The sequence below is a fragment of the Amycolatopsis alba DSM 44262 genome, assembly GCF_000384215.1.
GTDB classification, from domain to species: Bacteria; Actinomycetota; Actinomycetes; order Mycobacteriales; family Pseudonocardiaceae; genus Amycolatopsis; species Amycolatopsis alba.
The window spans coordinates 6,956,360-6,969,248 of the sequence record NZ_KB913032.1 but is presented as its reverse complement, the minus strand read 5'-3'; the positions used below and the strand labels follow the sequence as shown (position 1 = coordinate 6,969,248).

Genomic DNA, 12,889 nt, shown 5'->3' with positions numbered 1-12,889 from the left:
CGGTGGTCGTCTATCGCTGTCCGGCCGGGCGGATGACAAGTTCGTTGACGTCGACGTCCGGCGGTTGGCTCATGGCGTAGGAAATGGCGGCTGCGATCGCGTCCGCGGAGATGGGCGCTTCCCGGAAGGCACGCATCGTCTCGCGGACGTCCGGCTCGGTGATCGAGTCGACGATTTCGGACTCCACGATCCCCGGAGAGATCGTGGTGACGCGGATGCTCGGATCGACTTCCAGCCGCAGGCCCTCGGTGATGGCCCACGCGGCGTACTTGGTAGCGCAATAGACGGCGCCCATGGGCATGACCTCGTGGGCGCCGACCGAAGCGACGGTGACGAAATGGCCTGCGCCGAGACGTTGGAAATGGGGCAATGCCGCGGCTATACCGTGCAACAGGCCACGAATGTTGACGTCGATCGTGCGATTCCAGTCGCCGGTCAACAGTGAATCCAGTCGCGACAGAAGGCCGACTCCGGCGTTGTTGACGAGCACGTCGATCCGGCCGTGTTTCTCCACGGCCTTGTCGACGAACGCGGTGACATCGTCCGGATCGGTGACGTCGAGTCGATGCGGGTCCGCGCTGCCGCCGACCTCCCGGATCGTTTCCGCCAGCGCGGCGAGCCGATCGGTGCGGCGGGCACCGAGGACGACGTGGTGTCCCTCGTCGGCGAGCCGCAGTGCGGTGGCATGTCCGATGCCGCTGCTCGCACCGGTTATGAGAACCACTTTCTTTTCAGGCACGAAGGTCAACCCCCTTAGGTGACGCGTCATCTACCTGAGGGCGACAGTACATGACATGTCACGTACTGGTGTTAGACTCATCGGGTGGCGCTGAAAGACGACACCCCATGGCTGAACGCCGACGAGCAACGCATGTGGCGGCACTGGATGGGCCTCAATGCGGAACTGCTCGCAACGCTCAACCGCGAGATGCAAGGCGACGCAGGGTTGTCCAACCCGGACTACCAGGTGCTCGCCGTGCTGAGCGAGTCCGATGAAGGACGTATCCGCGTATCCGACCTGGCGGCGCGGCTGCAATGGGAGCGCAGCCGGGTGTCACACCATGTCGCGCGGATGGAGAAACGGGAGTTGGTGTCCCGGCTCGAATGTCCGGACGACGGCCGAGGTGCCTTTGTGCGCATCACCGAGACGGGCCAGACGGCCATCGAGCGCGCCGCGCCCGGTCACGTCCGCTCCGTGCGGCGGCTGGTTTTCGATGCGCTCACCGCGGACGAGGTGGCGCAGCTCGACGAAATCTTCCACCGGCTACGTGCTCGCGTGGGATTGTCGACCGAATGAGACTCCGGAAGTCCGTGAAGGCCCCCTTCACTGCGTCTAGCGCAGTGAAGGGGGCCTTCACGGACGTTACCTACTTCGTGCAGTGGATTCCGGCTTCACCCCGGTACATCACGAAGCTGATCTTCACCGAGTAGAGGTGGATGGTCACGCACTGGTCAGGTGTGTACCCGTACGCCGCCGCATGGTCGTACGCCTGCTGCAGCGCCGTCCGCTTGGCCGACGCCGATGTCTTCTCGATGGTCGTCCCGAGGAACGCTTGGGTCTCCTGAACGGTCGTTTGGGCGTACGCCGCCGTCGGCGCGAGCGCCATGAGTCCGGCGAGGACCGCGGCCCCCGTGCCGCGGGCGATCATTCTCTTCATACTTCCCTCTCCCTGGTTTGTCGTGACCGGCATCAGCGCTGGCAGTAGAGCCAGACTGTCGCGCTGTAGTAGCCCATCTGCGACCGAGGATCGGCGCTGCGGACGTAGCACTGCGAGTCCAGCCAGCCGGTGTTCCGCGCGAAGGTGCGGGCGACCTTTTCCGCTGACGCGATGGCGTCCGACGGATACGGGCCGATACCGGAGCCGTAGAAGTTTCCGATCTCCACGGCGGAAGCAGGCGACGCCGACAGGGTCACCGCGGCCACCGCCAGCGCGGCCGTGGTCAGCAATTTCTTCATCAGAACTCCCCCTTCGGAGCATCAGCCAGGATTGACTGACGCTCATTGGTCATTCATCTCAGCTAACGTGCAAGACGCTAGGGGAGCGCGCCTGCGGATGTCAACCTGAGTGAACAGGTATCCTGTGCTCATTCATTTCAGCTAACGGAGGTGGTGTTGATCGAAGCGCTCTTGCCGAAGAGGTCGAGTTGCTGGGAGCGTTGCGCGACGTCGTCGAGGTGATCAGGCGGCGCGAGTCCAAGCTCGACCAGGGGGAGTAGGCATGCTGGGCAGGAAGAGTGCGCTCTGGCACAGATGCGAGCGCATCGCGTCGGCCGTGCGACTACCGGATCCGTTCGAGGTCACCACGTTGTTCGGCGAGGTCGCGGCGATGCGGGGGCGGCCCATCGAACTGGTGGCGCTCGAGGCGCGGCCAGGGGCGCCGTGCGGAGTGCTCGCGGCCACCGATCGAGCGGACTACGTCTTCTACACACGGGATACGTCCCCGTTGCACCAGTTGCACATCCTGCTGCACGAACTCGGTCATCTGCTGTGCGGGCACGTCGAAGGCGAGGTGCGGGCGGAGACAATCGCCGCGGTGGTCACGCCCACCCTGTCGGTGGATCTGGTTCGCCGGGTCCTCGGCCGCACGACATACGCGCAGGAGCAGGAGAAGGAGGCCGAGCTCGTCGCGTCGTTGCTGATGCGCCGCGCCGCGAGCGCCGTGCCCGGATCCGATCGGCTGCGTCACGTCCTCGGCTCATGATCAGCTACGTGTCCGCCGCGCTGCTGGCGCTGATCGGCCTCACCCGCCTGATGACGGTCCGCACCGGACCGAAGCACCTGGTCACGTTCTTCCTCAGTATGGCGGCCGGCCTCGCCGTCTCCGCCGAGGCCACGGTCCGGTTGCTCGGCGACGACCTGCTCCCGCGGCTGGTCACCAACGCGCTGCAACTGCTCGCGATGCGCGCGCTGGTGCAACTGGTCCGCAGTACCCGGTCCCCGGAGAAGCCGACGGCGCTGTGGCCGATCGTGCTGTGCTGGGCTCTGATGGTGTTGTGCTACCTGGATTTCGCCCCGCATCGGTTCGAAGCGGGCACGCCAGGGTTTCAGTGGCGCTGGAGCATCGTGACCTATCAGATCGTCCTCACGACGTACGCGATCTCGTGCCTGGTGATGTTCACGCGCACTCTGGCCCGCAGTGCTGCGGGCCGTCCACGGGGGACATTCCGGACAGGTCTGCGAATCCTCGTCTGCGCTGCCTTCGCGACCATCGGCTGGGTGCTGTTCTCCGGGCTTCCCTCGCTGTGGCTGGAGATCACCGACCTCGCGGACTTGGACTTCATGCCACGCGCCCGCCTTCTCGGCCTCTGCGCGATGGTGCTGTGGGTCCTCGGCGGACTCTTCACCACCTGGGACGGCGCTCTCCGGCTGGTGCGGGCGTGGCGAGGGATCCGGGCGGTGACACCACTGTGGAAGGAGCTCGTCGCCGCGCACCCGCAGATCGCCCTGCCCGTACGTCACGACATCGAGTTCACGCTGTACCGCAGGGTGATCGAGATTCGCGACGGTCTCCTGGCCTTGCGGGCACACGTCCCGCCGCACCTCGGGGACTGGCTGCGCACCCCGGTCGACGAGCCCACGCGCGCCGCGGCCGAACTCGCGGCGGCCCTGGTCATGCGTGAGGCAGGCCGGAGCTGGCCGCTCCATCCGGCCGGACCGGAAGAGGCGCACCCCAGCATGCGGGACGAGAGCGCCTGGCTGAGTGCGGTGTCGTCCGCGTTCACACACTCCCTCGTCGTGCGGGAAGTGCGGGAACGCGCGATGGCGGACGTCGGGTGACGCGGGCGCGGACGGCGGGTCAGATCACGGGGAGCCGGTCCACCAGTAGTTTCACCCTTTGCTCGGCTTCCCCCGGCAGCAGCCGTCCCGCTCGGGTCAGGGTGGCCAGCCCGTGCAGGGACGCCCAGAACACCTCGGTGAACAGTCCGGGGTGGACACCGTCCCCGGCGACCTCGCCGAGGCATTCCAGCAGGGCGGCGAAAGCGTCCTTCAGCGGTGCCGGAGTGTCCTCGTGCGCGAATGTCAGACCGCCATCGAGCTGGAACATGGCGTCGTAGACCGCCAGGTTGCGCTCGGCGAAGTCGAGGTAGGCGCGGGCGAGGGCGGTGACCCTGGCACGCGGATCGTCCACGGCCGAGGTCGCGGCCCGTAGCGCCGCAGCCATCTCGGAGGCCCCTTCGAGTGCGACGGCGCCGATGATCTCGCGCTTGCCGCGGAAATGACTGTAGAGGACCGGCTGGCTGTATTCGATGCGCTCGGCGAGCCGGCGAGTGGTGACCGCGTCCCAGCCCTGCTGCTCGGCGAGTTCGCGGGCCGTCGCCACGATGAGGCGCTCGCGGTCAGCTTGTTCACGCTGTTTGCGTTCGTGTACCGACATGAGTCGATCCTAGCACTGCTAGACAAGCAAGCGGCAGTAGTACTAGCGTTGCCACAACAGCTAGCAACACTAGATTCGAGGAAGGTCAACATGCTCAGCGCACTCGAGGTCTGCACCGTGGTGGTCGTCGGCCTGATGGTGGGGGTGGAGTTCTCCGTCGCCTTCGTCATCAACCCCATCCTCAGCGGACTCCCGGACGACAGCAATCAGCTCGGCCGCGCCCACGGGGGCCGGATGCTCGGCGCGATCATGCCGTTCTGGTACATCGGCTCGCTCGTCCTGAGCGCGGCCTGGGCCATCGTCGGCTGGCACGACCCCGGTACCGGACTCGTGGTCGTCGCCGCCGCGCTGTTGATCGTCAGCGTGATCATGTCGCTTCTGCTGCTCGTCCCGATCAACAACCAGGGCAAGACGTGGACCCCCGAGAACCGCCCTGAGGACTGGAAAGAGCAGATGAACCGCTGGGACCGTTTCCACTACGTCCGCGTCGCCGTCATCATCGCCGCGTTCGCGCTGCTGGCCACCGCCCTCGCCTTGTAGTCACACTCCGGCCCCGGTTCAGCGGCCGGTCCAGTCCGGCTTCTCCCTGGCCAGGAACGAGCGCACGCCGAGGGCGAAGTCGTCGCTGCCGAACACAGCGGAGACCACGTCCTCGTCCGGCACCAGCAAGCGTCGCCGCATCCGGCGGACGATTTCCTTGGCGGCCCACTGGGTCAGTGGCGCACCTCGCCGGAGATCGCTGAGAACTCGATCGACGGCCCGATCGAGTTCCTCCGGTGGCACCAGTTCGGTGAGCAGCCCCGCGCGTTCGGCGGTGGCGGCGTCCAGGAGACGTCCGCGCAGCAGCAGATCCAGCGTGGCTCCAGGGCCGACGTGTCCCATCAGCAGCGAGATCGTGTTGGCGGACAAGCAGTTCCCGAGCGTCCTGGCGATCGGCACGCCGAAGCGGGCACTGGTGTCCGCGACCCGCAGATCACATGCCGCCGCGAGCGCCAGTCCGCCACCTGTGCAGGCGCCACGGACTACGGCCACCGTCGGTTTCCGGACGGCTTCCAGCCTGTCGACCACCCGCGCGATCGACGCCTCGTAGTCGACCCCGTCCTGTCCGGTCTCGAACTCGGCGAACTGCCGGATGTCCGTGCCCGCGACGAACGCCTTGTCCCCGCTGCCCCGGAGTACGAGGATCCGGACGGCCGGGTCGGCGTCGGCCTGTTCGCAGGCCGCGTAGAGCGCTTCGTACATGGCGAAGGTGAGCGCGTTGCGGGAATCGGGCCGGTTGAACGTCACGGTCAGCATGTCGTCTTCGAGTTCGACGAGCAGATCGTCTCCGGGGGCGGCGACGGGCTTCGGCGCGAACTCGGCGAGCACTTTTTCGGTGTGCTCGCCGAAATCCGGTCCGGTGGTGTCCCGGCGCGTGGGTGTGCGGGAGAACCGCATGGGCGAGCCGAGTTGGCGCACCCGCCCGGCGGTGGGATGCCCGGTGTCCCAGAAGAAACCACGCTCGGTCAGATGCTCGTCGGTGAAGACGGCGGCGTGGTCCGAGATCGGCGCGCACGGCACCCCGGCCGCGACCAGCGTCGTGACCAGGTCGGCGGTGGTGCGCTCCCGTGTGGTGCGCTCGATGTCCGGGATCAGTTCACCGCGCAGTTCGAGCCGCGAGGTGCTGCTTTCGTAGCGTGGATCGTCGTACAGGTCCTCCCGGCCGAGCGCCTTGGTGAAGGCGGCCCAAGTGTTCGGCGTGATCGCGCCGACGGTGATCCAGCCGTCGGCCGTCTCGACAGCTTGGTACGGCGCCTGCGACTGATGCGCGGTGCCGTGTCGTTCACCCGGCTCGCCGGTGGCGAAGTAGCGGCCTGCCTCCCAGACCGCCAGCGAGACCCCGGACTCCAGCAGGGAAACATCCACGTGCTGGCCCTCGCCGGTGCGGTCGCGGTGACGCAGCGCCGCGGTGGCGGCCAGTGCCACGTACAGCCCGCAGGTCAGATCGCAGATCGGCACGCCGACCTTCGCCGGTCCGGCCCCCGGATCGCCGGTCACCGACATCAGCCCGGACCGGGCCTGCGCCATGATGTCCAGCCCTGGCTGGTCGGCCAGCGGACCGTCCTGCCCCCAGCCCGAAGCCGATGCGTAAACCAGCCTGGGATTCCGGGCCAGCAGCTCGTCCGGGCCGAGACCGAGGCGTCGCATCGCACCGGGGCGCAGGTTCTCCACCACCACGTCCGCGGCGGCGGCCAGCCGGAGGAACGCCGACCGGCCGTCCTCGGACTTCAGATCCAGCTCGACGGCTTCCTTGTTCCGGTTGAGGCGCAGGAAGGTGCTGCTCACCCCGCCGACGAACGGGCCGGTGGCGCGGACCGGGTCGCGTGCCTCGCGCGACTCGACCTTGATCACCCTGGCGCCGAGATCGGCCAGCTGCGCCGTGGCGAACGGCGCCGCCAGGAAAACGCCGACCTCGATCACCGTGACACCGTCGAGCGAGCCTGTCATCGTGCCTCCCCGCTGGGATATTCATCCGCATAGCGGAATATGGCTATCGCTATACGAATTTTAGCCGGGTTCTCCGGTGGTGGCAGGATTCGTGGATCACGGCCGGATCGCCAGGAGCAGGCGTGATCGCTCCCAGGCGTCGTCGGCCTTCGAGGGTTCGCCCATCGCCTGGTAGGAATCGCCCAGCTCGCGGAAGAGTTCGGGCACCAGGGCCACGCTGGCTGGCCGGTCCCGGCGCACGGTCGCCACGAGCACCGCCAGCGCGCGCTCGAACTCGAAGCTGGGGAAGACGAACCGGACCAGTGAGCCGACCGCCATCGAACCGGTCGGCTCGCGACGGCGGTCCTTCGACAACCGCAGGGCCTCGTCGAGCAGGGATTGGGCCCGCTCGTCACCTTGGCGGGTGTAGCCGCAGGCGAGGTAGACGAGCGTCATGGCCTGGGTCGCCCGGTGCCCGAGCCCACGGAACAGCGCCAGCGCCCGTTCGAACGCGGAGACCGCGTCGTCGGTCTTGTCCTGGGTGCTGAGCACCGAACCTTCGAGCAGCCAGGCGAACGCCTCACTCGGCTCGTCCCCGAGCCGCCGGGCCAGTTCCCTCGACCGGCGCAAACATGGCGCGACCTCGTCGAGCCGGCCGGCGTCGCGGTGGATGAGTGCCATCAGGATCGACGCGCTCACCGTGCTCACCCACGCTTCGCCGCGCGCGGCCTCGTCCACCTCCCGCAGGCATTCCAGCGCTTCGTCCCATCGCTGTGCGAGGCGGAGGGCCGCGCCGCGCAGCCGCAGTGCGTCCGCCTGGCCCCGGCGGTCGCCGAGTCCGGCGAAAAGCCGCTGCGCCTCGGCCGCGTGCTCGTGTGCCGCTCGGTGGTCCACCGGGAGGATGTGCAGGGCGAGTCCGCGCAGCATCACCGCCTCGCCGAGTCGGTCGCCCGCAGCGGTGCTCGCCCGCAGCGCGGGCCGGTTGGTCTCGGCCCATTCGTCGCGCAGGTTCCTGATCGCGAGGTACCCGGCGGCGACCTGGGCCGCTTCCCAGGCGGGCGCCGGGCAAGCGGCTTCGGCGGCATCCTGCACCAGCACGAGCAGGGACGCGCGTTCGGCATCGAACCACGCGATCGGATCGGCGAGCAGCTCACGGGTGCAGCCCTCGGTCAGCTCGGGCCGGGGCACGGGCCCGCCGATCAGGTCCAGCACCTGGCAGGGGAGTCGCCGGTCCGCCTCGCCTGCGAGCGCGAGCCAGCAGCCGATCGCCCGGCGCAGGGATTCCGCGCGGACCGCCTCGTCGTCCTCCGCGAACGCGCATTCCCTGGCGAACAACCGGGTGAGGTCGTGGAACCGGTACCGCGCCCATCCCGTCGCGTCCACATAGGACACTTCGATCAGATGGACGTCGACAAGGGCTTCGAGCAGTTCCTCCGCCTCCTCCGCGGATACCCCGAGCATCGCCGCACCCGCCCACGAGGCGAAGTCGGGCACCCCGAGCAGCGCGAAGGTCCGGAACGCGTGGCGCAGCCGCGGGGTCAGCCCCTGGTAGCTCAGCCGCAGACTGGCTCGCACGGCCAGATCGCCCGCCACGAGCTCGTCCAGGCGCCGTCGTTCGTCGGAGAGCCGCCGGACGAGCTGCGAAACGGTCAGGCGTGGCCGGGCGACGAGCTTGGCCGCCGCCACGCGGACGGCCAGCGGCAAGTGGCCGCACAGCCCGGCCAGTTCCGCGGCTGCTTCCGGTTCGTCGCCGATCCTGGCGGCCCCGGCCACCTTGCCCAGCAGCCCGACCGCCTGCGCGGGGGTGAGCACGTCCAGCCGGAGGTGGCGGGTGCCTTCCAGGCCCAGCAACGAAGTCCTGCTGGTCACCAGCACGGCCACCGAACGTGTTCCCGGCAGCAGGGGACGCACTTGCGCTTCGCCCGCCGCGTCATCCAGCAGCATGACGACGCGGCGGTCCGCGAGCAGGCTGCGGAACAGCGCCGAACGTTCCTCCAGCCCGTCCGGCAGGCGACCGCTCGGCACCCCGAGCGCGGAGAGCAGTCCGACCAGCGCTCGCCCCGGCTCCAGTGGTCCGGGTCGGGCGCCGCCGAGGTTGACGTAGAGCTGCCCGTCCGGGAACTCCGCCGCCAGCTCGTGCGCCACTCGCAGCGCCAGCGCGGTCTTGCCCACTCCGCCCTGCCCCGCCAGTGCGGAGATCGACCCGGCGCGGGCGTGCGCGATGAGCCGGGTGACCTCCGAGTCCCGTCCGGTGAACTCCGCGACGGCCAGTGGCAGCTGCGCGGGTTTCACCGCGCGCTGGGGGAGGTGAGCGGCTCCGGCAGTGGGCGGGTCCAGTGCCGGATCGGCGCGCAGGATGTCCTGGTGAAGCTTCCGGAGCTCGCGCGAGGGTTCGAGTCCGCTGTGCTGCCCCAAATCGGCCCGCAGGCGGCGATAGGCCGAGAGGGCGTCGTCCGGGCGGCCGTCGCGGTAGAGCGCGAGCATCAGCTGCGCGGCCAGCCGTTGCTGATGCGGATGCTGCCTGGCCAGCGCGGTCAGCTCGGGCAGCGCCTTGGCGTGCCCGCCGAGCCGCAGGGTCACATCGGCGTGGTCGAGCCGCGCGGTGAGCCATTCCTGTTCGAGCGACGGCACGAGCCGGTGGCGGATCAGATCCGAGTCGACGTCGGCCAGCGGGCCGCCCCGCCACAGCCGCAGCGCGTCGGCGAGGATCACCTCCGCCCGGACGTCCTGGCCATCGCCGAGCGCGGCCGCCCTCGCCACCTCACTCCGGAACCGGTGCAGGTCGACAGCGCCGGGATCGACTTCGAGCAGATATCCCTGGCCGCGCCGGGTGATGGCCGCGTCACCCGCGAGCACCCGGCGGAGCTTCGAGACGGTGACCTGGATCGAGTTCGCCTGCCCGCGCGGCGGCCGCTCGCCCCACAGCGCTTCGGCGACCCGGTCGGTCGGCACGACCCGGCCCGCGTCGAGAGCGAGCAGACCGAGTACGCACCGCAGCCGGGCCGCGCCGAGCGGGACCTGACGGCCGTCCTTGACGACTTCCACCGGACCCAGCACACCGAGTTCCATATCGGTGTCGACTGTGTCTGGCGTCGGTTAGTTCCTCTTGCCACGAAACACTTTGCAGTCGCTACCCCGCCAGGCGCCGGGAGACGGCGCTACCAGGGTCCATGGGCGCGATGCCGTCGGTGACGCCACGGGAGTGCTGCGCTTCCTGGAACTTCTGGATCAACGCGTCGGGCACTTCGGCGGTCCGGAAGGTCGCCGGATCGAAGCTCCCGCCAGGGAGCAGGTTCACCGACGGGGGCATCTTGTCTCCCGCGGCCAGTTCGGTGAGCTGCCGCACCGTGGCCGCGAGTTCCTCGTTGGCGTGTTCCAGATTCAGGCGCATCTTGGTGACCTTCTCCATCAGCGACTGGGAGATCTCCAACGGCGAGTCACCCGCCAGTTGCGCCGAACCGGCGGCCATCTGCTCGAATCCCACGCTCAGCATCCCGCCGGCGGCGCCTGCGGCCCCGCTGGCGCCCACGGCGGTGAGGGTGAACCCCGCGAGACCCGTGGCGGCCAGGCCGAGCAGTCCTGTGGCGGCTCCGCCCAACCCTGCCGCCAGGACTTTCAACAGCACGTTACCGTGCGCCTGTTTGGAGGCCGCGTACTGCTTGACCGACTCCTCGAAAGCTTCGGCCAGCTTCTTCAGGTCCTCCTTCGCCGTGACGGCGATGTCATGCGCGGCCACTGCGGCGGCTTCGAGCCTGCTGAGATTGCTGACCCTGATCCCGATCGCGCTCTTGGCCAAGGTGATGGCCGATTTGGCGGCGGAGGCACCGGTCCCGTACCAGTTTTCCAGCTTCGCGATCGCCAGGTCGTACTCGGCGGCATAGTCGTTGCCCAGCCGGTGCCACGTGCGGTGCAGGGTCTCGACGAGGTCTTCGAGTTGCTTGAGGTCGGTGTCCGACACATCCCGGAAGAGCGACGTCACCGTTTCCCGCGCGTCGGGATCGATGCGCAGGTGCGGCTGCCCCGCGGCCGAATGTTCCAGGAGCTTGAGCTGCTCGACGATCGTCTCGAGTGCGTCATGCAGGTCCGGGCTGATCTCGTCGGGATTGAACGGAGGATCGATCAGGTCGTCGAAGAAGCCCATCACTCAGCCCCGCCATTGGTCGGCGGCGCCGTACAGCCCGGCCACTTGATTCAGCGCCTCGGAGAGTCCGAGAGTGTGCTCTCCCAGGGTCCTGAGCTGGCCCTCCAGCATCAGGCGGTACTCGTCGTAGGCGCGAGCGACGTTCGCGAAGCCGAGCTCGCGGCCGAAGGCGTTATCCGGCGCTTCGAGCTTTGGTGAGGTGTAGTTCCCCTTACCGTCCGATCGCGGGATGACGCTCGCCGGCGCCGGGATGTCCGTTATGTCGACCATCCCGGCGCCGGCGCAGGCGCCCATGACGAGGTCGCCCGCCTCGGCCAGTCCTTTGGCCGCCACCTGCAGTTCTGCCAGGTCCACTTCCAGATCAGGCATGGTGTCCCTTCCCCCTGGGATCGATCGGTCGCCCAGGAGGTTAGGAAAGAGTCCTTACCTGTGGCTGATCCGCGGCTGACCGGAACCCGGCCGCGGCGCCTGGAAGCCGCCGATCCTCTGTTCGAGGAGTTCGGCCAGCCGCAGCGGGGTGCGGTCCTCGAACATCGGACCGATGAGCTGCACTCCCACCGGCAGACCTTCGGGGGACCTGCCCGCCGGGATGGCGGTGGCCGGCAGTCCGGGCATGGTGGCCAGACCGGCCCAGGCGAGCTGGTCGAAGTACGGGTACTCGACGCCGTCGATGTCGAGCCGGCGTTCCATCGGATTGGGGTCGTGGTCGTGCGGGAACGCGGGAGTGGGCGTGATCGGGCAGACCACGGCATCGAACTCGGCGAAGAACTGCCGCCAGCCGTGACGGTGGAACTCGCGACGGCTGTTCGCCTCGACCCACTCGTGATGGCTGAACACCATGGCGCGCAGCCGCGTCGAGTCGAGGCTCTGGTCCTCCGCGCTCAGTCCGGCCACGCGGGTCCGCAGCTGATCGAGCGAGTCGACGGGAAAACGCGCGACAGCGCCCGAAATCAGCAACTGCATGTACAGGGTCGAGGCTTCGGTCAGATCGGGCAGCAGCGGAGTGTGCCGTTCGACGCGGGCGCCGGCGTCGGCGAGCGCGTCGGCCACCCGGTTCACGCCCGCCCGCACGGCGGATCCGGTCGGAATGAGCGGATGCTCCTCGATGACCAGGACCCGGAAGTCGCCGAGCCGCTCGTGGCGTGCGGGCGGCAGCGTCAACTTGTGTGCCTTGCCGAACGTCAGCGGGTCCGGTCCGGCCATGACGTCGAGCAGGAGCGTGAGGTCACGGGCCGTGCGTGCCATCGGACCGACGACGGCGAGGTCCGGGTCGACCGGCAACGCCGGCGCGGGCGGCGCGACCATACCGCGGGGCGCCGCCAGCCCGAGCGTCGGCTTGTGCGCGTAGATGCCGCAGAAATGCGCGGGGGTGCGCAGCGAACCGGCGAGGTCGGAGCCGATGGACAGCGCGCCGAATCCGGCCGCCAGCGCCGCCGCCGACCCGCCGGAGGACCCGCCCGAGGTGCGCTCGTGGTCCCACGGATTGGCGGTGGTGCCGTAGATCTCGTTGAAGCTCTGGATGTCTTGCAGCCCCAAGGGCACATTGGTCTTGCCGAGCACCACCGCCCCCGCGTCCTTGAGCCGCGACACCTGCACCGCGTCCTCGGCGGGCAGGTGGTCCCGGTACTGCGGCATGCCCCAGGTCGTGGGCAGCCCGACCATGTTGTAGGACTCTTTCACCGTTACCGGGATGCCGAGCAGCGGCCGGTCCTCGCCGCGGGCACGGGCCTCGTCGGCACCGCGCGCGGCGGCCCGCGCACGGCCGAAGTCCGGCACGCAGATCGCGTTGATCGCCTTGTCGTCCCGTTCGATACGGGCGATCGCCTCGTCGGTCAGTTCCACCGAGGTCACTTCACCGGCGCGCAAGGCGGCCGCCATCTCTTCGGCCGTCTGAAAAATCTCCATG

At 68.9% G+C, this 12,889-nt stretch carries 13 protein-coding genes; 4 read left to right on the top strand and 9 right to left on the bottom strand.

Features of this window, described 5'->3' with window-relative positions; translation table 11 throughout:
- Positions 1–10 precede the first annotated feature (10 nt).
- On the bottom strand, positions 11–769 hold the full coding sequence (locus tag AMYAL_RS0132840) for an SDR family oxidoreductase (protein ID WP_051137580.1): 759 nt from the start codon (positions 767–769) through the stop codon (positions 11–13).
- 54 nt (positions 770–823) lie between these two features.
- Here AMYAL_RS0132840 and AMYAL_RS0132835 point away from each other — a divergent pair, with 54 nt between their 5' ends.
- Positions 824–1,297, top strand: a complete 474-nt coding sequence (locus tag AMYAL_RS0132835; RefSeq protein WP_020635533.1) for a MarR family winged helix-turn-helix transcriptional regulator — start codon at positions 824–826, stop codon at positions 1,295–1,297.
- A gap of 70 nt (positions 1,298–1,367) precedes the next feature.
- Here AMYAL_RS0132835 and AMYAL_RS0132830 read toward each other — a convergent pair whose 3' ends face one another.
- Positions 1,368–1,658 carry a hypothetical protein gene (locus AMYAL_RS0132830; RefSeq protein ID WP_020635532.1) on the bottom strand — a complete coding sequence of 97 codons (291 nt, stop codon included), beginning with the start codon at positions 1,656–1,658 and terminating at the stop codon, positions 1,368–1,370.
- Between the two features lie 32 nt (positions 1,659–1,690).
- Positions 1,691–1,957 carry a hypothetical protein gene (locus AMYAL_RS0132825; RefSeq protein WP_020635531.1) on the bottom strand — a complete coding sequence of 89 codons (267 nt, stop codon included), beginning with the start codon at positions 1,955–1,957 and terminating at the stop codon, positions 1,691–1,693.
- Positions 1,958–2,219: 262 nt separating this feature from the next.
- On the opposite strand from AMYAL_RS0132825, the gene AMYAL_RS0132820 reads away from it, so the two are divergent.
- Positions 2,220–2,702 (top strand): ImmA/IrrE family metallo-endopeptidase, encoded by a 483-nt coding sequence (locus AMYAL_RS0132820; protein ID WP_020635530.1) that lies wholly within the window; start codon positions 2,220–2,222, stop codon positions 2,700–2,702.
- Positions 2,699–3,778, top strand: coding sequence for an MAB_1171c family putative transporter (locus AMYAL_RS0132815; protein ID WP_020635529.1), 1,080 nt, complete (start codon positions 2,699–2,701; stop codon positions 3,776–3,778). The genes AMYAL_RS0132820 and AMYAL_RS0132815 overlap by 4 nt, the downstream gene beginning before the upstream one ends.
- Before the next feature lie 19 nt (positions 3,779–3,797).
- Here AMYAL_RS0132815 and AMYAL_RS0132810 read toward each other — a convergent pair whose 3' ends face one another.
- Positions 3,798–4,376: a TetR/AcrR family transcriptional regulator gene (locus tag AMYAL_RS0132810; RefSeq protein WP_020635528.1), complete on the bottom strand. Its 579-nt coding sequence runs from the start codon at positions 4,374–4,376 to the stop codon at positions 3,798–3,800.
- 90 nt (positions 4,377–4,466) lie between these two features.
- Between AMYAL_RS0132810 and AMYAL_RS0132805 the strand changes: the two genes are divergently transcribed.
- Positions 4,467–4,916 (top strand): anthrone oxygenase family protein, encoded by a 450-nt coding sequence (locus AMYAL_RS0132805; protein ID WP_020635527.1) that lies wholly within the window; start codon positions 4,467–4,469, stop codon positions 4,914–4,916.
- A gap of 18 nt (positions 4,917–4,934) precedes the next feature.
- Here AMYAL_RS0132805 and AMYAL_RS0132800 read toward each other — a convergent pair whose 3' ends face one another.
- The 5 genes from AMYAL_RS0132800 to AMYAL_RS0132780 form a co-directional block, all read right to left on the bottom strand.
- Positions 4,935–6,863, bottom strand: coding sequence for an enoyl-CoA hydratase (locus AMYAL_RS0132800; protein WP_020635526.1), 1,929 nt, complete (start codon positions 6,861–6,863; stop codon positions 4,935–4,937).
- Positions 6,864–6,959: 96 nt separating this feature from the next.
- Positions 6,960–9,899 (bottom strand): AfsR/SARP family transcriptional regulator, encoded by a 2,940-nt coding sequence (locus tag AMYAL_RS46640; RefSeq protein WP_167336174.1) that lies wholly within the window; start codon positions 9,897–9,899, stop codon positions 6,960–6,962.
- Between the two features lie 73 nt (positions 9,900–9,972).
- Positions 9,973–10,983 carry a hypothetical protein gene (locus AMYAL_RS0132790; protein ID WP_020635524.1) on the bottom strand — a complete coding sequence of 337 codons (1,011 nt, stop codon included), beginning with the start codon at positions 10,981–10,983 and terminating at the stop codon, positions 9,973–9,975.
- A 3-nt stretch (positions 10,984–10,986) separates the two neighbouring features.
- Positions 10,987–11,352, bottom strand: a complete 366-nt coding sequence (locus tag AMYAL_RS0132785) for a hypothetical protein (RefSeq protein WP_020635523.1) — start codon at positions 11,350–11,352, stop codon at positions 10,987–10,989.
- A gap of 54 nt (positions 11,353–11,406) precedes the next feature.
- Positions 11,407–12,888 (bottom strand): amidase, encoded by a 1,482-nt coding sequence (locus AMYAL_RS0132780; protein ID WP_020635522.1) that lies wholly within the window; start codon positions 12,886–12,888, stop codon positions 11,407–11,409.
- Position 12,889 lies beyond the last annotated feature (1 nt).